This is a genomic window from Micromonospora sp. CA-249363 (assembly GCF_050950185.1).
GTDB lineage: Bacteria > Actinomycetota > Actinomycetes > Mycobacteriales > Micromonosporaceae > Micromonospora.
In genome coordinates this window covers 1,459,222-1,482,884 of record NZ_CP192020.1, presented here as the reverse complement: position 1 = coordinate 1,482,884, position 23,663 = coordinate 1,459,222, and the positions used below count along the sequence as shown (strand labels likewise).

19 protein-coding genes are annotated in these 23,663 nt (G+C 71.1%); 5 read left to right on the top strand and 14 right to left on the bottom strand.

All coding sequences use genetic code 11. The features are described from left to right. Nucleotides 1-38: 38 nt before the first annotated feature. Together ACQPZK_RS06990 and ACQPZK_RS06985 are read right to left on the bottom strand one after the other, a co-directional pair. Nucleotides 39-3,989 (bottom strand): CARDB domain-containing protein, encoded by a 3,951-nt coding sequence (locus tag ACQPZK_RS06990; protein ID WP_433537495.1) that lies wholly within the window; start codon nucleotides 3,987-3,989, stop codon nucleotides 39-41. A 370-nt stretch (nucleotides 3,990-4,359) separates the two neighbouring features. Beyond that, entirely contained in the window at nucleotides 4,360-4,911 is a 552-nt protein-coding gene (locus tag ACQPZK_RS06985) for a GNAT family N-acetyltransferase (RefSeq protein ID WP_433537494.1), read from the bottom strand. Nucleotides 4,912-4,962: 51 nt separating this feature from the next. Here ACQPZK_RS06985 and ACQPZK_RS06980 point away from each other — a divergent pair, with 51 nt between their 5' ends. Next, a complete protein-coding gene (locus tag ACQPZK_RS06980; RefSeq protein WP_433537493.1) occupies nucleotides 4,963-5,793 on the top strand; it encodes a YhjD/YihY/BrkB family envelope integrity protein in 831 nt (276 codons plus the stop codon). Here ACQPZK_RS06980 and ACQPZK_RS06975 read toward each other — a convergent pair whose 3' ends face one another. From ACQPZK_RS06975 to ACQPZK_RS06960, 4 genes are read right to left on the bottom strand one after another with little or no spacing between them, the layout of a single operon-like run. Beyond that, nucleotides 5,794-7,011 (bottom strand): ABC transporter permease, encoded by a 1,218-nt coding sequence (locus ACQPZK_RS06975; RefSeq protein ID WP_433537492.1) that lies wholly within the window; start codon nucleotides 7,009-7,011, stop codon nucleotides 5,794-5,796. Further along, the gene (locus ACQPZK_RS06970) at nucleotides 7,008-7,709 is read right to left on the bottom strand and encodes an ABC transporter ATP-binding protein (RefSeq protein WP_433539131.1); all 702 of its coding nucleotides are present in this window, start codon (nucleotides 7,707-7,709) and stop codon (nucleotides 7,008-7,010) included. The genes ACQPZK_RS06975 and ACQPZK_RS06970 overlap by 4 nt, the downstream gene beginning before the upstream one ends. A 41-nt stretch (nucleotides 7,710-7,750) precedes the next feature. Continuing rightward, nucleotides 7,751-8,857, bottom strand: coding sequence for an efflux RND transporter periplasmic adaptor subunit (locus ACQPZK_RS06965; protein WP_433537491.1), 1,107 nt, complete (start codon nucleotides 8,855-8,857; stop codon nucleotides 7,751-7,753). After that, entirely contained in the window at nucleotides 8,847-9,443 is a 597-nt protein-coding gene (locus ACQPZK_RS06960) for a hypothetical protein (RefSeq protein WP_433537490.1), read from the bottom strand. Before ACQPZK_RS06960 ends, ACQPZK_RS06965 begins: the two co-directional genes overlap by 11 nt. A gap of 112 nt (nucleotides 9,444-9,555) precedes the next feature. On the opposite strand from ACQPZK_RS06960, the gene ACQPZK_RS06955 reads away from it, so the two are divergent. The 3 genes from ACQPZK_RS06955 (at nucleotide 9,556) to ACQPZK_RS06945 (ending at nucleotide 13,769) form a co-directional block, all read left to right on the top strand. Further along, the gene (locus ACQPZK_RS06955) at nucleotides 9,556-10,257 is read left to right on the top strand and encodes a response regulator transcription factor (protein ID WP_433537489.1); all 702 of its coding nucleotides are present in this window, start codon (nucleotides 9,556-9,558) and stop codon (nucleotides 10,255-10,257) included. Then, the gene (locus ACQPZK_RS06950) at nucleotides 10,247-12,079 is read left to right on the top strand and encodes a HAMP domain-containing sensor histidine kinase (protein WP_433537488.1); all 1,833 of its coding nucleotides are present in this window, start codon (nucleotides 10,247-10,249) and stop codon (nucleotides 12,077-12,079) included. The genes ACQPZK_RS06955 and ACQPZK_RS06950 overlap by 11 nt, the downstream gene beginning before the upstream one ends. Nucleotides 12,080-12,173: 94 nt before the next feature. Further along, nucleotides 12,174-13,769 carry a phytoene desaturase family protein gene (locus ACQPZK_RS06945; protein ID WP_433537487.1) on the top strand — a complete coding sequence of 532 codons (1,596 nt, stop codon included), beginning with the start codon at nucleotides 12,174-12,176 and terminating at the stop codon, nucleotides 13,767-13,769. Here ACQPZK_RS06945 and ACQPZK_RS06940 read toward each other — a convergent pair. Then, nucleotides 13,750-14,403 carry a TMEM175 family protein gene (locus ACQPZK_RS06940; RefSeq protein ID WP_433539130.1) on the bottom strand — a complete coding sequence of 218 codons (654 nt, stop codon included), beginning with the start codon at nucleotides 14,401-14,403 and terminating at the stop codon, nucleotides 13,750-13,752. The two genes, ACQPZK_RS06945 and ACQPZK_RS06940, sit on opposite strands and share 20 nt — an antisense overlap. 171 nt (nucleotides 14,404-14,574) lie before the next feature. Then, nucleotides 14,575-16,155, bottom strand: a complete 1,581-nt coding sequence (locus ACQPZK_RS06935; RefSeq protein ID WP_433537486.1) for a Rieske 2Fe-2S domain-containing protein — start codon at nucleotides 16,153-16,155, stop codon at nucleotides 14,575-14,577. A gap of 198 nt (nucleotides 16,156-16,353) precedes the next feature. Here ACQPZK_RS06935 and ACQPZK_RS06930 point away from each other — a divergent pair, with 198 nt between their 5' ends. Beyond that, a complete protein-coding gene (locus tag ACQPZK_RS06930) occupies nucleotides 16,354-16,578 on the top strand; it encodes a DUF2631 domain-containing protein (protein ID WP_433537485.1) in 225 nt (74 codons plus the stop codon). 111 nt (nucleotides 16,579-16,689) lie between these two features. On the opposite strand, the gene ACQPZK_RS06925 is transcribed toward ACQPZK_RS06930, so the two are convergent. From ACQPZK_RS06925 to tsf, 6 genes are all read right to left on the bottom strand, one after another. Continuing rightward, a complete protein-coding gene (locus ACQPZK_RS06925) occupies nucleotides 16,690-17,910 on the bottom strand; it encodes a DivIVA domain-containing protein (protein WP_433537484.1) in 1,221 nt (406 codons plus the stop codon). A 31-nt stretch (nucleotides 17,911-17,941) separates the two neighbouring features. Beyond that, nucleotides 17,942-19,099 (bottom strand): 23S rRNA (adenine(2503)-C(2))-methyltransferase RlmN, encoded by a 1,158-nt coding sequence (gene rlmN, locus ACQPZK_RS06920; protein WP_433537483.1) that lies wholly within the window; start codon nucleotides 19,097-19,099, stop codon nucleotides 17,942-17,944. 104 nt (nucleotides 19,100-19,203) lie between these two features. Further along, entirely contained in the window at nucleotides 19,204-20,748 is a 1,545-nt protein-coding gene (locus ACQPZK_RS06915) for a phosphatidate cytidylyltransferase (protein ID WP_433537482.1), read from the bottom strand. A 435-nt stretch (nucleotides 20,749-21,183) separates the two neighbouring features. Continuing rightward, a complete protein-coding gene (gene frr, locus ACQPZK_RS06910; RefSeq protein WP_121655235.1) occupies nucleotides 21,184-21,741 on the bottom strand; it encodes a ribosome recycling factor in 558 nt (185 codons plus the stop codon). A gap of 55 nt (nucleotides 21,742-21,796) precedes the next feature. Then, entirely contained in the window at nucleotides 21,797-22,564 is a 768-nt protein-coding gene (pyrH, locus tag ACQPZK_RS06905; protein ID WP_421474972.1) for a UMP kinase, read from the bottom strand. Nucleotides 22,565-22,725: 161 nt separating this feature from the next. Beyond that, nucleotides 22,726-23,553 (bottom strand): translation elongation factor Ts, encoded by an 828-nt coding sequence (gene tsf, locus ACQPZK_RS06900; protein WP_433537481.1) that lies wholly within the window; start codon nucleotides 23,551-23,553, stop codon nucleotides 22,726-22,728. Nucleotides 23,554-23,663 lie beyond the last annotated feature (110 nt).

Sequence of the window (23,663 nt, the reverse complement as noted above, 5' to 3'; positions counted from 1 at the left end):
CCCCGATTTCATTGAAACCGTGTTGATCAAGCGACGGGTCAGCCGCCGTTGATGACGAACTGCGAGCCCGGCTGGATGACGATGTTGCCGTCGGCCGAGTTCGTGATGGTCACGCTCGTCAGGTTGGCGTTGCCGCGTGCGCCGCTCATCGCGAGGATGCCGGCGCCGTTGTTCGACTTGTCGATCCGCACGTTGGTGATGGCGACGTTCGGCATGTTGCCGCCGCCGTTCTTGAACTGGATGCCGTCGAACGTCGAGTCGACGATGTCGGTGTCCCGGATCGTGACCCCGACGATGTCCCGGGTCGAGGGGAACAGGGTGATGGCGCCGAACTCCTGGTCCTCGTTCCAGAACGCGCCGCCGGTGCGGTAGAGCCCGTTGTTGGCGATCAACGTCGTGCCGGAGAACGGCAGCGGGTCGTGGTCGGTCGCCAGCATGATGCCCGGGTAGTTGGCGGTGTCGTAGATCAGGTTGTTCTCGATCGAGTTGTCGTAGCCGCCGTAGATGGCGATGCCGTTCGCCCGCCACGGCAACTGGATGGTGTTGTTGACGAAGTGGTTGTCGTGGGCGATGTCGACGCTGCGGTCCTTGACGTACGGGTTGGCCCAGACGGCGAGCGCGTCGTCACCGGTGGTGCGGAAGGACGAGTTGAACACCCGGGAGTTGCGCGTGCCGTTGCTGAAGTTGATGCCGTCGGCGTACGTGTCGCGGATCCGCATGCCGCTGAACTCCAGCCCGTCGGCCGGCCCCCACAGGTCGGGGATGTTGTCGTAGTCGCGGCCCACCCAGACGCCGACATTCGCGTGCTCGATCCAGACGTTGCTGATCTTCGTGCCGGTGCCGAACCGGCCGTTCAGACCGACGCCGCCCTCGGCGTTGCCGTCACCGCCCCGGATCCGGCCGGAGCCGAAGATGGCGATGTCGGAGATCTGGGTGTTCTTGTCGATGTCGAAGCCGAAGTTGCCCTCGTGCGGGTGGTTGATGCCGCCCACCACGTTCTGCGGCTCGGTCAGCGTGTAGAGCTGCGAGTGCCACATGCCGGCGCCCCGGATGGTGACGTTGCTGATGCCGACCTGGTTGTACATGCCCCGGTTTAGCGGGTCGTCGGTCAGGATCTTCTGCTCCTGCCGCCACTGCCCGGCGGGGATCCAGACGCAGCTGATGACGCCGTTCTGGTCGTCGGTCACCGCCCGCTGGATGGCGGCGGTGTCGTCGAGCCCGTCGTTCGGGATCGCGCCGTACTGCGTGATCGACGTGCAGCCGGACGGTTGGCTCAGCGGCGGGGCCACCTGCTCCAGGTCGATCATGTCGATGACGTAGAAGGAGGCGGTGTCACCCGAGTCGCGCTGCAACTTGAAGCGGGTGCCCGCCGGGTACGACTGCGACAGCAGCGCGTTCGACTCGTCGAACAGGCGACGAGCGTCGGCCTGCGGGGTGTTGGTCAGCGCCTCCGGCCCATCGGTGTTGCCGTAGAGCCAGCTGTGCTTCGACGACAGGGTCAACTTCCGGGAGAAGACGTCGTTGACGTAGAGGCTGATGGTCGCCTCGATGCCGCCCCCACCGGGCGCGTCCGGGATGGAGTTGCGCACCACGATGGCGTTGGCCTGGTTGGCCGAGGTGAACTCGACGAACTGGCCGGTGCTGTTGAGGCGTACCGACTTGCGGCCCGAGGACTCGCTGGCGAAGTTGGTGTGCCCGAAGGTCCGCAGCGCGTCGGCCTCCAGCAGCGTGCCCGAGTAACGGCCGGCCTCCGCCTCGTACGAGACGTACGGCACCGCCGCGCCGCGTCCGACCACGATGGACTGGCTGAACGTGTTGTTGCTCTCGTTGGTCTCGGCGACCACGTTCGTGGCGTCGGCGGTGGCGGTGATGGTCGCGCCGCCGCTGGTGGCGGTCCAGCTACCGCTGACGGCCACGGTGGCCGTCGCGCCGGCGGCGATCGAGGCGGTGTTGGTGTTGAGCGTGGTGCCGCCCACCACCAGTCGGGTGACGGTGGTCGCGCCGGTCGCCGTGGTGCCCCGGTTGCGGACCGCCACGGTGAAGCTGACGGACGCCCCGACGGCCGGGTTCGGCGGGTTCGAGGCGATGCTCAGCACCTGGAGGTCGGGCCCCGGCGCCTGCGCCACCACCAGCGGCGACGCCGCCGTGAAGCTGTTGTTGCCGTTGTTCTGCTCGACGACCGTGTTCGCCGGGTCGACCACCGCCGAGACGGCGTAGCTGCCCATCGGCCGCGTACCGGCGTTGAACGACACGGTGGTCGAGGCACCGGCGGCGAGCGCGCCGACCGAGGCGCTGCCGACGACCGCGCCGGCCAGGCTGAAGTTCACGGTCGTCGCAGCGGCGGACGCCGAGCCGATGTTCTGCACCACGGCCGAGAGGGTGACCTGCGAGACCTCGCTGGGCGACGTGGGCGACCAGGTCACCGAGCTGACGACCAGGTCCGGGTTGGGGGCCGGCGTGCCGCAGACCTCCAGCTCGGCCACCTGGCCGGACGGTGCGCCGGTGTTGCCGGTGAACCGCAACTGCACGTCCGCCGTGGTCGCGCTGACTCCAATGGTCACCGTGTTGACGCCCTGGACGAACTGGTAGGCCGCGGCCGAGACCAGGCTGGTGTACGACGACGACGCCTGGTCGCGGCCGAGGACCTGGATGGTCTGGGTACGGGTGCCCCAGGACGCGTCGGGGTTGAGCTTGACGGTGACGCTGGAGATCGAGTGGTTCGCGCCGAGCGCCACGGTGAGGTTCTGCGGGTAGCTGGCCGCGCCCTCCCAGTAGGTGCCGAGCTGCCCGTCGTTCGCCTTGTCCGGCGTGAAGGTGAAGGTGGAGCCGCTCGCCGTCATGCTCTTGCCCTGCGCCACGTTGGTGCAGGCCGGGGGGTTGCTGCCGGTCCGGGTGACGGTGTTGCTGTTGCCGGACAGGTTGCCGGCGCCGTCGCGGGCACGGACGTAGTAGGAGACGGTGGCCGTCGCCGGCTGGGTGTCCTGGTAGGTGAGGACCGTGCCCAGCGTGGCGATCAGGTTGCCGCCCCGGTAGACGTTGTAGCCGGCCAGGCCGCTGCCACCGGAGTCGGTGGAGGCGCCCCAGGTGAGGGTGATCGTGCTGCCCGAGGTGCTCTGCGACAGCGTCCCCGGGACGCTCGGCGCGGTGGTGTCACCGCTGCCGGTACGGGTCACCGTGTTGCTGTTGCCGGAGACGTTGCCGGCGGCGTCGCGCGCCCGGACGTAGTAGGACACGGTCGCCGTGGTGGGCTGCGTGTCGTTGAAGGTGGTCACGTTCCCGACCGACTGGAGGAACGCGCCGTTGCGGTAGACGTCGTAGCCGGCTACACCGCTGCCACCGGAGTTGTCGGTGGAGGCGACCCAGGCGAGGCTGATGGTGGTGCCCGACTGGGTGTACGAGAGGTTGGCGGGGGCGCTCGGCGCGGTGGTGTCGGGGGTGGAGCCGCCGCTGCCGTACACCTCCAGCTCGGAGAGCTGCCCGGCCGGCCAGCCGCTGTTGGCGGTGATGGTGATCCGGACGTAGCGGGTGGAGGCGGCGCTGAAGTTGATCGTGACGGTGCTGCCGCTCGCCGGGTTGAAGGTGTAGGTCTGCGACCCGACCAGGTCCGTGAACGACGAGCCGTCGGCGCTGCCCCGCACGCTCAGCGTCTGCGTCCGGGTGCCCCAGCCCGAGGTCGGCAGCTTCAGCACGACGTGGTTGACCGACTGTGACGAGCCGAGGTCGACCTGCACCCACTGGGGGAACGAGTTGTTGACGCTCTCCCAGTAGCTGCCCGCGTTGCCGTCGACGACCTTCGACGAGTCGTAGACGTCGGCGTGACCGCTCTCCTGGGTGGGACGACCCTGGGCGAGGTTGGTGGCCGCGGCGGCGAATCCGCTGCTGGCGGCGGCCGGTTGGTCGGCGGGGCGGGCGGCGGAGGCCGGGGTGGCGAGGGCCGGGTTCGTGAGGGCGGTCGCGATCAGCGTGGTCGCGACTGTCGCCGCCACCATCCTGAACAGTGTCGCTCGTCGTCTCATGACTGTCCTGTCTCGGGGGACGGTTGCCGCGGGCGGGGGTGACCACGGTGGGGGTGGAGGTGGTGGTGCGGCGACATGCAAGAACCGACTAACGAGGATTTCCGAGCCGGTGCACGAAACCGAGCACTCGTTTGTCGAAATCTTGCATTAGTTTGGCCAAAGGTTACTGACGTGCTACGGGAGCGTCAACACTTCGACCCACGTGACTATTGACGGGCGTCCCCGCAGTCAGCCCCGGGCACGACGGTGAGCCGTATGCCTCAGAGTCATCAAGATGACCGTGAGGCATACGGCTCAAGGTGGCGTGCGGCTCGGGCAGGCGCCGTGCGAGGCGGCGCGGGGGTCAGCCGCCCGGCGCGGTCAGGACGAAGGTCTCCAGCACCTCGCCGCCGTACCAGTCGGTGCGTCGGCCCACGTGCGCCATGCCGAGTCGCCGGCAGACCGCCATCGACGGCTCGTTGCCCGGCGACACGACCGCGTAGATCTCCGGGGTGCCGGTGGCGAACTCCCGGGCGATGAGCGCACGGGCCGCCTCGGTGGCGTAGCCGTGACCCCACGAATCCGGGTGCAGGTGCCAGCCGGTCTCGATGTCATCGGTGAGCTGCTCCTCGTCGCGCCCCGGCAACGGCTTGAGCAGCGCCGTACCCACCACCACGCCGGTCTCGCGCACCTCGATCGCCCAGGTGCCGTACCGACCTCCGTCGGCGGCGTGCCGGTCCCGCCACATCTGCAGCCGCTCGGCCGCCTGACCCGGCTCCACCATCGGCAGACCAGGTGACACGCCCAACCAGCGGGTGATCTCCGGGCGCCGGTAGATGTCGTAGATCCGGGCCAGGTCCGCCGGTTCGTCGGTCCAATCGCGCAGGATGAGGCGTTCGGTGGTGACAACAGTCATGACCGGCGATCTTAAGGAGTGACCGCCCCGACGACAGGGAAGGAGAAGCCGATGGGCAGCGGATGGCAGCGCGCGAAGCGGATCATCAGTGCCGCGTTCCGTCCGGTACGCGGGCGCGACCTGTCGCTGCACGCCGCCGCGATCACCTTCTACGGGGCGATCGCCGTCGTCCCGGTCGCTCTGCTGGCCCTCTGGCTCACCTCGCTGATCGCGGGCGACGACCGGGTACGCCGGCTCACGTCGTACGCCGTGGAGGCGCTTCCCACGGCAATCGGCGCGCCCCGGGCGGTGGCCGCCCTGGTCGACGCCGGGGTGCAGTTGACCCCGCTGTTGGCGCTCGCCTCACTGCTGCCCGCGTCGCTCTACGGCGAGGGGCTGCGCCGGGCGTTCGTGTCGGTGGCGGCGCCCCGTACCGACGAGCACCTGGTGGGATGGCGGGGTCGGCTGCTGTTGCTGCCGCTGCTCGCGCCGGCACCCGCGCTGCTGCTGTCGATCCTGTTGGCGTTGCCGCTCACCACCCGCCTGGTCCGTCAGGGCGGCTGGGTCGGCGCGCTGGGGATCGTGCTGTCCTTCCTGGCGGTCTGGCTGGTGCTCACACCGGTGCTGGTGTGGGTGTTCCGGGTGGTCGGGCCGGCGTCGCCGGACTGGCTCTCCACCCTCGCGATCGGGTCGTTCACGGCGGCCAACCTCTCCGGGTTCCTGCACGGTTTCGTGCTGTTCGCGTCCCTGCCGCTGGACCTCGGCGTGCCGTTCGGCGGCTTCGACCCGATCGGCGCGGGCGTGGCCGTGCTCCTGTGGCTGTACGTGTTCCACGTGATCATCCTGGCCGGCTACTCCGCGACCCTGGCACTCTCCCGTTGGCGCGCCCAGCGGCAGAGCTGATCATCCGGCGGCGAGCGCCTCGGTGGGGGTGAGCCGGGCGGCACGGATCGACGGGTAGACACCCGCCACCATCCCGACCAGCAGGGCGCCGGCGATGCCGCCGACCACCGAGATGACCGGGATCGTCGGCGGCCAGCCCTGGTAGCCGGCGTACCCGACCGTCGCGAGCACGCCGAGGACGGCTCCGGCGGCTCCACCGAGCACCGACAGCAGCACCGACTCGGTGAGGAACTGCACCCGGATCTGCCCACGGTTCGCGCCGAGCGCGCGGCGCAGACCGATCTCCCGGCGGCGCTCCAACACCGAGATGACCATGGTGTTGGCCACTCCGATCCCGCCGACCAGCAGCGCCACGGCGGCCAGCCCGAGGAACAGCGCGGAGAAGGTGTTCTCGGTCGCCCGCTTGGCGGCGAGCGCGTCCGAGGGACGGCTGACCTGGATCAGTCCGGGCAACTGCGGGTCGAGGGTGGCCGGCAGTACCGCGCGGACGTCCTCCAACGCGGCCTCGCGGGCCCGCACGTACACGACGGTGGGATGCCCGTCGAAGCCGAGCAGGTCCCGGGCCGCGTCCCAGCCGACCAGCACCGACCGGTCCAGGTCGGGGGCGATGGGCAGCGGATCGAGTACGCCGATCACGGTGAACCACCGTTCGCCGACGAGCACCTGGGGCGGCTGGGCCGGGTCGACGGTGGCGAACCCGAGCCGGCTCGCGGCCACGTAGCCCAGGACGGCGGTCGGTAGCCGGGCCGTGCCGTCGTCGAGGAACCGGCCGACACGGACCCGTCCGTTGACGGTGTCCAGCAGATCCGGGCGCGTGGCGAGGGTCGTGAGTCCCGAGGTGTCGTACGGATCCATGGCATCGCTGCGGCGGACCGTGCGGTGGGTGTTCGCGACCGCGCTCACCGTCTCGACGGGCCCGATCCGGTCCACCATCGCCACCGACTCCTCCGGCAGCAGCACGGGCGGGTCCTGATCCGGCACGGGTTCGGCACGCAGCAGGTTGGTGCCGAGAGCCGAGAGCTGGTCCATGAGGTCGCGCTGGCTGGACGCCGGGATGCCGACCACGACGATCATCGTGGCGATGCCGATGGAGATGCCCAGGGCGGACAGGGCCGCGCGCATCCGCCGGCTGGTCAGCCCGAGCAGACCGAGCCGGAGTACGTCGCTCGGGGCGAGCCGGGGCGGTCGGCCGCCGGGCGTCGCTGTCGGTGTGGTCATCGATGCGTCCTGTCGAGGGTGTCGGAGACGATCCGCCCGTCGCGGATGTCCACCTGCCGAGGGGTACGGTCGGCCAGGTCCCGATCATGGGTGATCATCGCGATGGTGGTGCCCTCGGCGTGCAGGCTCAGCAGCAGCGCCAGGACCGCCTCGCCGTTGGCGGTGTCCAGAGCGCCGGTCGGCTCGTCGGCCAGGACCAGCGCCGGGTCGTTGACCAGCGCCCGCGCGATGGCGACCCGTTGGCGTTCCCCGCCGGAGAGCTGATGCGGCAGGTGGTCGACCCGGTGCGCCAGGCCGACCCGGGCCAACGCGTCGATGGCCGTGCGGCGACGGCGACGACGGGGTACGCCGGCGTAGAGCAGCCCGGTGGCGACGTTCTCCGCGGCGTCGAGCCCTGGGACGAGGTGGAACTGCTGGAACACGAAGCCGAGCCACCGGCCCCGCAGCGCCGAGAGCCGCCGGTCGGACAGGTCCGTCACCTCCTGCCCGGCGACGCGTAGCCGCCCGCTGGTGGGCAGGTCGAGCGTGCCCATGATGTTCAGCAGGGTCGACTTGCCGGAGCCGGACGGTCCCACGATGGCGAGGAGCTCTCCCTCGCGCACGGTCAGCGAGACGTCGTCCAGGGCGGTGACGCCGCCCGGGTACGTGCGACTCACCCCGTCGAGGTGCAGGACCGGTTTCCGGTACGCCGGAACCACCTCGGTCGGCGCGTCCCGGGCCGGGAAGGGAATGACGGTGCTCACGCGGCGGTCACCACCGTGAGTCCCTCGGTGACGCCGTCGCCGGTGACCTCGACGAGCCCTCGGGAGAACATCCCGGTCTCCACGGCCACCAGCCCGCCGTCGGGCAGTTGCAGGGCGTGTCCGCCCTCGCGGAGCGCCACCAGCGCGCCGACGGGTACGGCCAGCACGTTCCTGCGGGTGTTCGCGGTGAACGCGACCTGGACCGCCGCCGCGTCCAGCTTCGCCACGTCCGCCGCCCTGGCCGGCGTGACGAGGACGTTCACCTTCGGCGGGCTGGCCTGGCCCGCCCCGGACTCCGGACCGCCGCCGTCGACGGTGTGCGAGATCGAGGCGACCCGGCCGGGGCTCTCGGTCGTGTCGGGCAGGGTGATGGCGACCGTGGCACCCACCCGGATGCTGCCGACCTCGGTCGCCTCGACCGCGACGGTCACCAGCTTGACCTTCTCGGTGACGGCCACCAGCTCACCGGCGGCGGGGTCACCGGGCACCGCCTTCACCGCGCTGACCCGGACCGGCCCGGGCAGCACGACGACCTGCCCGACCTCGATCCGGCCGGTGGGTTGCCGGTCGAGCGCCTGCTGCCACTTCTTGATCGCGGCAACCAGGGTGTCGGTGAGCAGGGACTGTCCTGCGGGGATCCTCGCGCCGTCCTTGGCCCGGGTCGGCCGCGTGCCGGTCTGGTAGCCGAGCGCGGCCAGGTTGTCCGACACGACCCGCACATCGCTGCCCACGAGACCCGGCTTGTCGAGTGTGCGAAAGATCGGGACGTCGCCGAAGAACACCGGAACCGGCTGGTCGTCGACCCAGTAGAGCGGCTTGCCCCGGGCGACCGTGTCGCCCACCTTGGGCAGCCGGGTGACGATGCCCTCGCCCGTGCCCTTGACCACGCGTTCCGGGCCGAAGCCGAGGGTCCCGCCGAGCGAGCGGCTGTCCGACAGGTCGGTACGTTTCACCGTGGTCGTCGTCAGCGGCGGCGCGGCGCTCGCCGTACCGTCGGTGCCGGGCCGGCCCAGGATCAGCGCCGCGACGCCCGCGCCGACGGCGACCACCACGGCCACCAGCGCCACGAGGATCGCGGTCCGCCGCGTTGGCCTACCGCCCACCGAAGGCCTCCATCGTGCACTCGTGCTCCGCCTTGGACAGCGCCGCACCGTCCAGGCCGCCCGAGGGATCGGCCACCCCGTCGTCGTACGTCCAACCGGAGCCGTCCGGCAGCGAGTGGATCTTCATGCCCCGGCCGCGTAGGCACTGCACGTAGTCGTTCCACTGGATCACGTAGTTCGGGTTCTTCTCCTCGTCCAGCTCGGGAGGCTGGAGAGGCAGCTTGTCGGCGCAGGCGACGTACGCCGCCTTCGGCTCGCCGCTCTGGTCGAGGGAGATCATGCCGCTCCCCTTCGGGGTCGCGGCGGAACGTTCCTTGATCTCCCTGACCCCGTGGTCGCGCAGGCAGTAGTTGTACGCGTTCCAGAGCCGCTGCTTCTCGTCCTCGTTCATGTCCAGGCGCAACTGCGGACGCCCGGCCGCCGCCGCGGCAGCAGTGGCGGACGCGCTCGGCGCCGCGGATCCGGTGGCGAGGGAGGCGACATCGGCGGTGCCGCCCGCGTCGGACTTCTCACCGCCGCAGCCGGCGAGGACCGTGGCGAACAGGGTGAGCGCGGCCAACCCGAGCCGTCGTGGTGCGTTCGTCATGGCGGCAGCCTCACGGACCGTTGTCAGAGACCTGTCAGGAAGCGGTCCTCATCCGGTGATCCCAGCTCACGGGCAGCCCCTGCGGCGGCCGGCGACCCGTACAGTCGCTGCCGTGAACGCGCGGGTGCTGGTAGCCGAGGACGACGAGAAGCAGGCCGAACTGGTCCGCCGTTACCTGGAGCGGGAGGGGCACACGGTCGTCGTCGTCGGCGACGGCCGGGCGGCTCTGGAGCAGATTCGTCAGCACCCGCCGGACCTGCTGATCCTCGACGTGATGATGCCGAAGGTGGACGGTCTGGACGTCTGCCGCATCCTGCGACGCGAATCCGACCTGCCCGTGCTCATGCTGACCGCCCGCGCGACCGAGGACGACCTGCTGCTCGGCCTCGACCTGGGCGCCGACGACTACATGACGAAGCCGTACAGCCCACGCGAGCTGGTGGCCCGGGTGCGGACGCTGCTGCGCCGGGGCCAGCGGACGGCACGCGCCGCCGACCCGGTGCTGCGGGTCGGCGACCTGCACGTCGACCCGATCCGCCACGAGGTACGCGCCGACGGTCGACGCGTGGAGTGCACGCCGGGCGAGTTCCACCTGCTCCAGGCGATGGCCGCCCAGCCGGGCCGGGCCTTCACCCGTGACCAGCTCCTCGGCCACCTGCACGGCTTCGACAGGTACATCACCGGCCGGACCGTCGACGTCCACGTCATGAACCTGCGCCGGAAGATCGAGCCGAACCCGCGCCGACCGGTCCGCCTGCTCACCGTCTACGGCGTCGGCTACAAGCTGGCGGAGGCGAGCCACCATGCGGCGTGAGGTGCCACTGCACCGCAGCCTGCTGCTCCGGCTGCTCGCACTGGCCGTCCTCATCGCCGTGGGCTCGATCGCGGCCACGGCCTGGCTGGCCGTCCGCACCACGACCGGGGCGATCCGGCAGGAACAGGGGCAGGCGCTCGCCGACGACGCCCGCATCTACGACACCCTGATCGGTTACGCGGCGACCCACCCGAGCTGGGACGGCGTCGACACCACCCTGCGACCGCTCGCCGAGCAGGTGGGTCGGCGGATCACCCTGACCACCGAGTCGGGTACGCCACTCGCCGACTCGGCACCGGAAGCTGGGCCGTTGCCCACCAAGCCGTCCGCGACCATCGACGCGCTCGCCGTGGACACCGCTCTGGCTCCGGGCTCCCCCGCGGTCGTCGACGCGGCGCGGATCGACCCCCGCGCCGCCGGCCCGTACCTGCTGCCGCCCGAGGAGCGCCGGACGCTGCGCGACCGGGCGGACCAGGCCGTCCTGTGCCTGCGGGTACGGCCCCGGATCGCGGCCGTCGTGGCGGAGGGACCGACCGGTCGACCCCGGATCGAGACCCCCGGCACCGAGCTGAGCGACGACGCCATCTGCGCCGAGCCGCGGGGGAAGCTGGCGAACCCGACCGCCACCGAGCGCAAGGGTCTGGCGCAGCTCAACGCGTTGGTGAACACCTGCCTGGCCCGCCGCACACTGACGCCCGTGGCCGTCGACCTGGACTGGACCTGGACGATGCGGTCCGCCCCGGCACGGAACACCCGTCCGGACCTCACCGAGGTCGACCAGGACCACAACCGGGCGGTCAACGCCTGTGTGGGCACCAGCCGCAGGGAACAGCTCCTTCCGTACGTCGCCCCGGCGGCGACCCTGTTCGTCTCCGACCCGGGTGGTCGCCCCACCACGACGTTCGACCTGTCCCGCGCCAACCAGGCCCGGATCGTGGCGGTCGCCGGTCTCGTGCTGCTGGTGACCGTCGGTGTCACGGTGCTGGCCGGTGTCCGGCTGACCCGGCCGCTGCACGCGCTGACCGGCGCCGCCCAGCGGATGCGCGACGGCGACGGCGCCGCCCGTGTCCGCGTCACCGGCCGGGACGAGATCGCCCGGCTGGCCGAGGCGTTCAACGACATGTCCGAGCGGCGCGAACGCCTCGAACAGCTCCGTCGCGCCATGGTCAGCGACATCGCCCACGAGCTACGCACTCCGGTCACCACGATCCGGGGCTGGTTGGAGGCCGCCGAGGACGGCGTCGCGCCGGTGGACCGGCGGTTGGTGTCGTCGCTGCTGGAGGAGGCGACGCTGCTGCAACACGTGATCGCCGACCTCCAGGATCTCGCCGAGGCGGAGGCGGGCGCGCTGCGGCTGCACCCCGAGACGGTCTACCTCGCCGACCTGCTGGGCCAGGTGGCCGAGGCGTACCGCGTGCAGGCCGACCGGGCCGGCGTGACGCTGTCGGTGCTCCTCGACGCCGACCCGCAGGTGTACGCCGACCCGGTGCGACTGCGTCAGGTCGTCGGCAACCTGGTCGGCAACGCGGTACGCCACACTCCGGTCGGCGGCAGTGTCACGATCAGCGCCGGCGCGGCCGACGGGCAGGTGACCATCGCCGTCGCCGACACGGGCAGCGGCATCAGCGCCGAGCATCTGCCCCGGGTGTTCGACCGCTTCTGGCGGGGGGAGAAGTCCCGCAGCCGGCAGACCGGCGGCAGCGGCCTGGGCCTGGCAATAGTCCGCAAGTTGGTCGAGGCCCACCAGGGCGAGGTCCAGGCCGAAAGCACCCCCGGGAAAGGCTCGACGTTCACGGTCCACCTCCCCACCCAGCCGGGTTGATCAAGAGGTTCGCGTCATCCGGACGGCGTTTCCTGACGCGAACCTCTTGATCACCGGGTCACAGCGGGCGGTGGTGGGACTAGGCTGCGGCGGCATGAGTGGTGAACTTCCCGGCCGGGCCGACGTCGTCGTCGTCGGGGCCGGGCACAACGGTCTGGTCTCCGCAGTTCTGCTGGCCCGCGCCGGCCTGGACGTCCTCGTGCTGGAGGCCGCCGACGTGATCGGCGGCGCGACCCGCACCGAGAACCCGTTCCCCAAGGTGCCGGGGCTGCGCCACTCCACCGGCTCGTACCTGCTCGGGCTGATGCCACCGGAGCTGCTCGCCACCCTCGACGTACGCATCCCGGTGCTGCGCCGCGACCCGCACTACTTCCTGCCCACACCGGGTGGCCTCGGCTCGCCGTACCTGCTCTTCGGCAGTGACACCGCCGCCACCCGGGCGCAGCTCGCCGAGTTCTTCTCCCCCGCCGACGTGGCCGCCGACGACGCCATGCAGGCCGAACTGGCCGCGCTGCGCGAGGACCTCGCCCCCGCCTGGCTGGCCGAGCCACTGAACGTCGAGGAGACCGCCGAGCGGCACGTCCGGCCGGCGTTGCGGCAGGTCTTCGTCGACCTCGTTCGCGGGTCGGTCGCCGACTACCTGGCCCGCTTCGAGTTCCGCTCCGAACTGCTGGTCAGCATGTACGCCGTCACCGACGGCCTCTCCGGCCTCAACGCCGGCCCCGACGACCCCGGGACGGGCCACAACTTCCTCGTGCACAACATGTGCCGGCTACCCGGCTCGGGCAGCACCTGGATGATCGCCGAGGGCGGCATGGGCACCGTCTCACGGACGTTCGCCGACGCCGCACGGGCCGCCGGAGCCACCATCGTCACGGGTACGCCGGTGAGCGCGGTGACCCTGGACGGCGGCGCGGCCAGCGGCGTCGTACTGGCCGACGGTCGGCAGGTCGCAGCACGGGTGGTGCTCGGCGCGTGTGACCCGTACACCCTGATGGAGCTGTTGCCCGACGGCGCGCTCCCGGCGCGACTCGGCGATCGGATGGCGGCGGTCCGCCGGCCCGGCACCACCCTCAAGCTCAACCTGGCGCTCAGCGGCCTGCCGCGCTTCTCCTGCCTGCCGGCCGACGCGCCGAGCCCGTTCGGTTCGACGATCCACCTGCTGCCCGGCTCCGCGTCGCTGGTCGGCGGCGACGCCACCTCGCCGATGACCGCGCTGCGCGGCATGTGGGCGGACGTGCAGGCCGGGCGGCTGCCGGCCGAGCCGACCATCGAGTGGTACCTGCACACCACCGTCGACCCGTCGCTCTCCGACGCCGCCGGGCACCACTCGTCCGCGCTGTTCGTCCAGTCGGTCCCCTACGAGCTGGCCGGCACCACCTGGGACGCGGAACTGCCCGGCTACGTCGACCGGCTCGTCGAGATCGTCGAGCGGTACGCCCCCGGCACCGCCGACCTGATCGCCGACGCGGTGCCGCTGCCGCCGCCCGGCATCGAGGCGCACTTCGGCATCAGCGGCGGGCACATCCACCACGTCGACAACACCGTCTCCTTCACCGACCGGATGCCGTACTCGACCGGCATCGACGGCGTGTACGCGGGCAGCGCCGGCTGCCACCCGGCGGGCAGCGTCATCGGCGCGGCCGGCCACAACGCCGCTCAGCGGATCCTCAGCGACCTCGGCCGCTGACCTCGTCACCGACCTCCTCGGCAAAGCGCGGCAGGTCGCCGGGGCGGCGGACGAGGGAGAGGCCGACGAGCAGCAGATACAGGACGAGGCTCAGGATCGGGTCGACGAAGACGAAGGCGAAGGCGGTCAGGTAGAGCAGCGGACGCACCAGCAGTCGCCGGGAAACCGCCCGGGCCAGCTCGGGGTCCAGGTCCGGATGCAGCAGCTTCCGGCGGCGCGCCCACCACCAGCTCAGATTGAAGAAGAGCGACTCGCCGAGGACGGTGCCCAGATAGAGGGCGGCGGTCAGCCGCTGCTCGACCACGTTCCCGCGCAGGTTGTCCGACAGCAGGTCGGCGGTGAACGGAATCGCGGCCACGAAGAGCAGCACGAGCAGGTTGAACGCCACCAGCGGCTGGTCGACCCGGACCACGTACCGCCACATGTTGTGATGGCCGAGCCAGATCTGGCCGGCGATCCCGAAGGTGATCACGTAGGCGAGGTAGGACGGCCAGGCGTGGGCGAGGGCATCCGGTAGTTCCCTCCCGGCGGCCCGGGCCGGGCCGTTCTGGAGCAGCTCGACGGCCATCACCGTCAACACGACCGCGAAGACGCCGTCGCTGAACGTCTCCACCCGCGCCGCGTCGCGGGCCATCTCCCGGCCACGCCCGTACCGGTAATCCTTACGCGCGTCCGCGCCCGCCACGCCCGCCCCGCTCTCGCTGCTCCCGGCCTTCCCCGCGATCTTGCGCTTTCCGTCGCCGTTCTGGGGCGATTGTGGGGCTTTACCCCCACCGAAAGTGCAAGATCGCGGGCCGGGAGGAGGTCAGCTCAGCGCCTCCCCGGCGGGGGCCGGGGTCTCCGCGTCGACGCGGTGGGCGCGGACCTTGTGGCCGACGCTCGTCAGGCAGCGGCCAGAGGGCAGGTCGAAGCGCCAGCCGTGCAGCTGGCAGGTGAGCTGGTCACCCTCGACGATGCCGAACCGGGTCAGATCCGCCTTGAGGTGCGGGCAGCGCCGCTGCACCACCCAGTCGCCAAGCGTGATGTCCTCGGCGTCGGTGGTGCGCTCGTGCTCGTCGTACCAGCCCTCGGCGTACTGGAGACGCTCCTCGGACAGGCACTTGAAGAACGCGTAGACGAACTCGTTGTACTGGCCGATCCGGGCCGCCGAGAACCGGCAGGACAGGAAGAGCGAGTTGACCCAGTCCACCTCGTCGATGAAGAGCAGGTGCTCGATCAGCGACCGCTCGGTCCGGAACCGGTACCGCACCTTCTCGTCCGCGTACGGCCGGACCTCCTTGCCCGGGAAGTCCACCACGATCGACTCGACGCTCTCCCCGTCGTAGCCGACCAGGTCGAAGCGGACCGGACCGCCGACGCCCTTGGCCAGGTAGATCGACTCGTCGAGCAGCGGCTCGATGCGGCGCTTCATCTCGCCGAGCACGTCCACCTCGGGGTGCCGCCAGGACGCCTTCTCCGCCTCGATGATCGGGCGCTTGCGCTCCCGCATCTCCTCCAGGTGCGCGACCTTGTTGGCGAAGAACTCCTCGACCGGCACCGGGTGGGTGGTGCTCGCGCCCTCGGTGGTGACCTCGGCGACGCTGCCCGGCAGCAGCACGATCCCGTTGGTGCCGCCGACCTTGGCGTACTCGGACAGGAACACCGACTGGTCGGGGAAGATGTTGCCCTCGTCGCCGAAGATGTCGTTGAACTGCCACAGCTCGTCGTCGAGGAAGCACGGCGGGCCGGCGATCGGGAAGACGTGGTCGGCCTTCAGGTCGTCGATGTACCGCCAGGTCCGGTCGAACTGCCGGTCGCGCTTCTGCTTGCCGAACGCCGTCTTCGCGGCCTGCGGCAGCTCGTAGACCATCGGGTACCAGATGGCCCCGGAGAACTGGAGCAGGTGCGCGTGCACGTGCCCCAGCTCGGCGAAGACGCTCAGGTCGGTGGGCCGGGCGTCGTTCTGGTTCAGCAGCCGCACCCCGTCGTACTCGACCCAGAGCGAGGAGTCGCCGATCGGGCCGTCGGTGGGGCTGGTCAACGCCTGAATCATGATCTTCAGGCCGCCGTCGAGCTCCACCACCTGCTCGTTGGGCGCCTTCAGGAACTTCGTGAAGCCCAGCGCCCGGAACTCGTCCTCCATCTCCGAGGTGGGGAACTCGGGAAGCAGGACGGTGGCGTCCTTCGAGATGTGGTCCCGCAGGTGCTTCGCGTCGAAGTGGTCCCGGTGCAGGTGAGAGACGTACAGGTAGTCGACCTGGCCCAGGGTCTCCCAGTCGAGCAGCGAATTGTCCGGGAAGGGAAACCACGACGCGAAGTAGGCCGGATTGACCCACGGGTCGCACAGGATGCTGCCCGCGGCCGTGTCGATCCGCATGCTGGCGTGCCCGGTTCCGGTCACTCGCACCGCACAGTCCCCCTCAAACAGACAATCAGGTGTACGCCAAACGCTACCGGAGGGAGTCTGACCGCCACCCCGCGACGCCCGTAGTGCCGTCCGGCCTGGGCGGGCAGGGCCGTACGGTCGGTAAACCCCCACCGCGCCGCCCCCGGCGGGAGGCGTGCCAGACTAACCAAAGATCCGATCGCGAGGGAAGGACCGACAGTGGCAGGAAGCGAGCCGGTAACGTCGCCGGACCAGCACAAGCCCGGGCACCGCAAGTCGGGGCGCATCGGCGCCGTGCTGTCCGCGCTGGCGCTGGTCGTCATGGCGATCTGCGGCAACCACGAAGGCAGGGTCGAGGACATCTGGCTGGTCGGCCTGGCCGCGCTGCTGCTGGTCATCGTGATCGGCGACGCCGTGCTGCGGCGCAACGGTCTGCGCTCCTGACCCGACCGGCAGCCGGCCGACCGGCCAGACCGGACTCCGGGCGACCGAACAGGAAACGCCGAGGGCCCGCCCCCACCCGGGGACGGGCCCTCGTTCGTGTACGTGTCGGGGTCAGCGCCCGAACAGGATGTCCTGCACGTCCTTGAGCGCCGCGTCGACCTCGGCCTCGAAGTAGCCGCCGGGCACCAGACCGAACCGGAGCGTGTCCAGGTCCTTCGGGTCGACCGGCATCGGGTTGCGACGCTGCATGCCGCCGAGCAGGGACTCGAAGAACTGGTCCACCTGGTCCGGGTCGTACCCGCTGCCGAACCGGCGTACCTGGAACCGGCGGCGGATCTGGTCGACCCGGTACAGGTCGCTGCCGGGCGGACCGGCCATCGGCGGACCACCCATCGGCGGGCCGGCGACGGCGGGCGGGCCGGCCATCGGCGGACCACCGATGCCCTGCTGCGGCATCGGGGGCGGGCCGGCCGGGCCCCGCCGCAGGTCACGCAGGTCACGCTCAGGCATCCGGATCTCGGCCGTCATGTCGGCGCGGGCACGCCGGCCGGCCTCGAAGCCGTCGAAGCGAGGTTCGTCCTGCGGCGGCGGGTAGCCACCAGGCGCACGCGAACCGTCGGGCGGGCCGTACCCACCGGGCATCCGCTGGTCGTCCGGCGGACCGTACCCACCCGGCATCCGCTGCTCGTCCGGCGGACCGTACCCACCCGGCATCCGCTGCTCGTCCGGCGGGCCGTAGCCACCCGGGCCGGCCGGCAGGCCACGCGGAGGCATCCCGTGCCCACCCATCGGGCCGCCGGGCCCCATCGGGCCGGGACCGCCCGGGCCGGGGCCGGGGCCACCGGGGCCCGGACCGCGCTGGGCGTCGTAGCCGCCCCGGGGGGCGTCGTACCCCCCGGCGAACGCGCCGGTGGGCTCGTCGTACCGGCCGTAGCGGTCAGCCGGCGGACCGGCCTGGGCGGGCATCGGCCGGGGAGGCATCGGCTGCGGAACCATGCCGCCACGGTCGTCGCGCATCGGCGGACCCATCCGGTCCGGCGGACCCATCCGGTCACCCATCCGAGGATCGCCGCCGCGCCCGGCGCTGTTGCGCTCCTCCAACTCGGCCAGCTGCCGCTCGACCCGGTCCAGGTGCAGGTCGACCTGCCACTCGTCGTAGCCGTTGAACCGGACCCGGAAGACGACGTCGTGGACCTCCTGGGAGGCGACGGGCGCACCGACCTGCCGGCCGTCGAGCGTCGCCTCGACCCGGTCGAGGAAGGCGTCCACCTCGTCGACCTTGTATCCCCGGCGAACCGCCTTGCGCCGGAAACGCTGACCCTGACTCGCCACTATGTCTCCTGGTGTCGTTCGCCACGCCCGGTCACGCCGGTGCCTCTCCGGCGCGGTCGGTGAAGGTGTCGGTGTCCTCGGCGGCGGCGAGCTGGCCACACGCGCCGTCGATCTCGCGACCCCGGGTGTCCCGTACGGTGGTGGAGACTCCCGCGTCGCGCAAGCGCCGGACGAACTCCCGCTCGACCGGCTTCGGGCTCGCGTCCCAGCGGCTGCCCGGCGTCGGATTGAGCGGGATGAGGTTCACATGCGCCAACTTGCCGGCCAACAGTCGTCCGAGCAGGTCAGCTCGCCACGGCTGGTCGTTCACGTCCTTGATCATTGCGTACTCGATGGACACGCGACGGCCCGTCCGGGCGGCATAGTCCCACGCTGCGTCCAGCACCTCGGCTACCTTCCAGCGCTGGTTTACCGGCACGAGTTCGTCGCGCAGATCATCATCGGGCGCGTGCAACGACAACGCAAGGGTCACAGAGAGGTCTTCGCTGGCCAGTCGGCGGATGGCCGGAACCAGGCCGACCGTGGAAACGGTGATGTGCCGCTGGGACAGACCGAGCCCCTCCGGAGCGGGGCTGACCAGCCGACGGATCGCCGCGATGACCCGGTTGTAGTTGGCCAGCGGCTCGCCCATGCCCATGAACACGACGTGCGACAGCCGCGGGGGTGAGCCGGCGACCGCGCCGGAGGCCGCCACCCCGGCCAGGTAGACCGCCTGGTCGACGATCTCGGCCGTGGACAGGTTGCGGGTCAGCCCGGCCTGGCCGGTGGCACAGAACGGGCAGGCCATGCCGCAGCCCGCCTGGCTGGAGATGCAGACCGTCACCCGGTCCGGGTAGCCCATCAGCACGCTCTCCACCAACGCGCCGTCGTGCAGCTTCCAGAGCGCCTTGCGGGTCGCGCCGTCGTCGCAGGCCAACTCACGGACCGGGTTGAGCAGCGTGGGCAGGAGCTGGTCCGCCAGCCGCTCACGGGTCGCGGCCGGCAGATCGGTCATCGCCTGCGGGTCGCGTACCAGCCGCCCGAAGTAGTGGTTGGAGATCTGCTTGGCACGGAAGGCGGGCTCACCCAGCCCGGCGACCAGCGCCTGGCGGCCGGCCAGATCCAGGTCAGCAAGGTGCTGCGGTGGCATGGAGGCCCGGCGTGCGGTGGGGGCGTCCGAGATGGCGGGGATCAGCGGCAGACTCGTCATGGCCGGTCCAGTGTGTCACGCCTGAAGCGTTCGGCACCCGTCCGGAGGCGTCGAACCGGCACCCGGCGTCGGTCGGCAGCGCTCCGGCCGTGGTGACGCATGCCTCACCCCGCCACCGGCACGAAGATCACCAGCAACAGGTACGCGGTCGGCACCGCGAACAGGATCGAGTCCAGCCGGTCCATCAGGCCACCGTGCCCCGGCAGCAGGTTGCTCATGTCCTTGATACCGAGATCCCGCTTGATCATCGACTCGGCGAGGTCGCCGAGGACCGCCGCGCAGGAGACGGCCACCCCGAACACGGCACCCCACCACGGGGCCAGGTCGAACATCAGCCACAGCAGCAGGGCGCTGCCCAGCGCCGCCGCGGTGACCGAGCCGGCGAAGCCCTCCCAGGACTTCTTCGGGCTGATGGACGGGGCCATCGGGTGCCGGCCGAAGGAGACGCCGGCCGCGTACCCGCCGGTGTCGGAGAGGACCACCGCGATCAGCGTGGCCAGGATGCGCAGTCGACCGTCGTCGGGGGCCGCCGCCAGCAAGGCCGCGAACCCGGCGAGGAACGGCACGTAGACGGCGATCAGGGTGGCGGCGGTCAGATCCCGCTGGAAGCCGGCCGGGCCGTCGCCCAACCGCCAGATCATCGTGCCGAGCACCGTCACCAACAGCCCGAGGCTGAGCGCGTCCGGGCCGGCGAACCAGGCCAGACCCACGGTCAGGACGCCACCGGCGATCAGCGGCACCAGCGGCGGGTGGGCGCCGCTGCGCCGAACCGCCCGGGTCATCTCCCAGATGCCGATGGCGACGGCTGCGGCGATCACCGGCAGGAACGCCGCCGGATAGACGGCCAACGGCACCACGATCAGCGCACCCAGGGCAAGGCCGACACCGATCGCCGCCGGCAGGTTGCGGCCGGCCCGTCCGGTACCCACCTGCTGGGTCGCCGGTCGGTCGATGCTGGCCCTCCGGCGTCCCTTCGCCCGCCGGCCCACCGGCGGCTCCGGGTCCGTCATCGGGTCGTCGTCGGGCAGGATCTCGGCACCGATGGGCGCGAGCTGCGCGGTCGGGAAACCGGCATCGTCGTCGTAGCGCGGCGGCGCGTCCGGGTGGTCGTAGCGGGGCTCGTCCCGGTCGTCGAAGCGCGGACGGGCGTCACGGTCGTCGTAACGGGGGTCGTAGCGGTCGTCGCGGTCGTCGTAGCGCGGTGGGGCGTCGCGGTCGTCGTAGCGCGGCCCGGCTTCGCGGACGTCGTAGCGCGGCGGGGCGTCACCGGCCGGTGGGCGGTCGCCGTTGCGACCGGGGTCGCCGTTGCGACCGGGGTCGCCGTTGCGACCGGGGTCGCCGTTGCGACCGGGGTCGCCGTTGCGACCGGGGTCGCCGTAACGGTCCCGGTCGTCGTAACGGCCACGCCGGTCCCGGTCGTCGAAACGCTCACGGTCGTCCGGGCGGACGGTCCGGCCACGCTCGTCGTACGGGTCCTGCGGCTCGGTGTACGCCCGGGTGTGGGGCTCGGCGTACAGCTCAGGCCCGGCGGCCGGACGGCGGCTCCACTGGCCGGCCTCCAGCTCCTGCTCGGGCCAGGGCAGGGCGACCGGCCGCTCCGGCCGATCCCAGCCGCGCGGCTCGCCGCCGTAGGGGTCGGGGCGGGACATCACGCACCGTGTCGGAGCGCGAGTGCCACCACATGACGCAAGACCACAAGCATCCCCTACAAGCGCGACTGTTTTCCTCCGGCTCGACCGCCGCGACGGTCGGTCGACTCCCGTGTTCACCACCCGGTGACCGGGAATCCTGCCGAGCCTACTGCACACCCCGGCGGGGCGAGGCGGACGATAGCCCGCCCCTCGGGCGTACGCGTCCGGGAGCCGCCTCCTCGTGCCGAGCCTTTGCACTGCTTCAGCGGAGGCAACAGTCGGTGCCCGGATACCGGACGCGAGGTGTTGCCCCGGTTGAAGCAGAGCAAAGCGCGATGAGGAGGTTGCCCGTCCCTGCCGCGCGCTGGCTTCGCCCGGCGGGACCGAACCGGGAAAGGGGCGAGGCCCGCCCCGTTGATCGGGTCGGGCCTCGTCGTGACGAGCGGGTGGCGGTCAGACCTCCAGCAGCTCGGTCTCCTTGTGCTTGACCAGGTCGTCGATGCTGGCGACGTAGCGCTGCGTCAGGTCGTCGAGTTCCTTCTCGGCACGGCGGCCGTCGTCCTCGCCGGCCTCGCCGTCCTTGACGATCCGGTCCAGCTCCTCCTTGCCACGGCGGCGGACGTTCCGGATGGCCACCTTGGCCTCCTCGCCCTTGTGCCGGGCCACCTTGATCATGTCGCGGCGGCGCTCCTCGGTCATCTGCGGGAGCAGGATGCGCAGCTGGTTGCCCTCGTTGTTCGGGTTGACCCCGAGGTCCGAGTCGCGGATCGCCTTCTCCATCGCGTTGATCTGCGAGTTGTCGTACGGCTTGATGATGGCCATGCGCGGCTCGGGGATCGCGACGGACGCCATCTGGGTCAGTGGCGTCGGCGTGCCGTAGTAGTCGATGATGATCTTGGAGAACATGGCGGGGTTGGCGCGACCGGTGCGGATGGCGCCGAACTCCTCCTTGGCGTGCTCAACCGCACGCTCCATCTTCTCCTCGGCCTCGAGGAGGGTGTCGTCGATCACCGGTCTCCTCGCCTCCTTCTGTGCTCGTCGTGGGCTCTGCGGAAAGTCGTCAGGCTCAAGCGGTGATCAGGGTGCCGATTTTGTCGCCACCCACCGCGCGGATGATGGTGTCGTCACCCTGCGCGCCGAAGACCAGCATCGGCAGGCCGTTCTCCATGCAGAGGCTGAACGCGGCCGCGTCGGCCACCCGGAGGTTGCGGCGCAGCACCTCGGAGAAGGTGATCGAGTCGAGCTTGCTGGCGGTCGGGTCGACCCGCGGGTCGGCGGTGTAGACGCCGTCCACGCCGTTCTTGCTCATGAGCACCACGTCGGCGCGGATCTCCAGCGCCCGCTGGGCGGCCACGGTGTCCGTCGAGAAGTACGGCATGCCGGCGCCGGCGCCGAAGATGACCACGCGGCCCTTCTCGAGGTGCCGGATGGCCCGCAGCGGAATGTACGGTTCGGCGACCTGGGCCATCGTGATGGCGCTCTGCACCCGCGTCTCGATGCCCTCCTTCTCCAGGAAGTCCTGGAGGGCGAGACAGTTCATCACGGTGCCGAGCATGCCCATGTAGTCGGCGCGGGCGCGGTCCATCCCACGCTTCTGCAGCTCCGCGCCGCGGAAGAAGTTGCCTCCTCCGACCACCACCGAGACCTGCACACCGCGCCGGACCACGGTGGCGATCTGGCGGGCGATGGCCTGCACGACGTCCGGGTCGACGCCGATCGCGCCGCCACCGAACACCTCACCGGAGAGCTTCAGCACCACCCGGCGGGCCCGCCCGGGCGGCGGTGCCGTCGGATCGTCCATCGCCAGCGTCCGGTCACTCACAACCTGCGTCATCCGCCCCGCCTTCCCCACGCGCACGCCCCGGGCGACGCGTTACCGCGAACCTGCCGCTGCCGACCCTATGTGACGAGGAGGCCGCGGTGCCTGTCACGTACACCGGCGGCCTCCTCGTCGACGTCTTGCGCCCACGGACGCGCGCGGCGCCCGGTGGCGGGTCAGGCCTGGCCGACCTCGAACCGCACGAAGCGGGTGACCTCGATGCCGGCCTCGGCCAGCACCTGCTTCACCGACTTCTTGTTGTCGGCCACCGACGCCTGCTCGACAAGGACGTAGTCCTTGAAGAAGGCGTTCACCCGGCCCTCGACGATCTTCGGCAGGGCCGCCTCGGGCTTGTTCTCCTCGCGGGCGGTCTGCTCGGCGATGCGCCGCTCGGACTCGACGACCTCGGCCGGAACCTCGTCACGGCTGAGGTACTTCGGCCGCATGGCCGCGATCTGCATCGCGACGCCACGGGCGTCAGCGTCGCCCGCCTCGTCGCTCTTGCCGGTGTACGACACCAGCACGCCGACGGCCGGCGGCAGGTCCTGCGCCTTGCGGTGCAGGTAGACCGCGGTGGTGCCCTCGACCTTGGCGAAGCGGTTGAGCACCAGCTTCTCGCCGATCTTGGCGGACTGCTCCTGGATCAGGTCCGCGACGACCTTGCCGTCCAGCTCGCTGGCGAGCAGCTCCTCGGCGTTGTTCACGCCGGAACGCTCGCCGTGCTCGACCAGCTGCTGGGCCAGCGCGATGAACGACTCGGTCTTGGCGACGAAGTCGGTCTCGCAGTTGAGCTCGAGCAGCGCCTTGCCGGAGTGCGCGACCAGACCGTTGGCGGCCGTACGGCCAGCCCGCTTGCCGACGTCCTTCGCGCCCTTGACGCGCAGGATCTCGACGGCCTTGTCGAAGTCGCCCTCGGCCTCGGTCAGCGCCTTCTTGCTGTCCATCATGCCGGCGCCGGTGAGGTCGCGGAGCTTCTTGACGTCCGCGGCGGTGATTTGGGACATGGCTCTCTCTTCGATGTTGAGTCGGCGTGTGGATGGTCAGAGGTGCCGGTTACCCGCATTCGGGCGGAACGTGCCCGGCGTACCGTCGCCGCCCGCCGTTCGTGAAAACG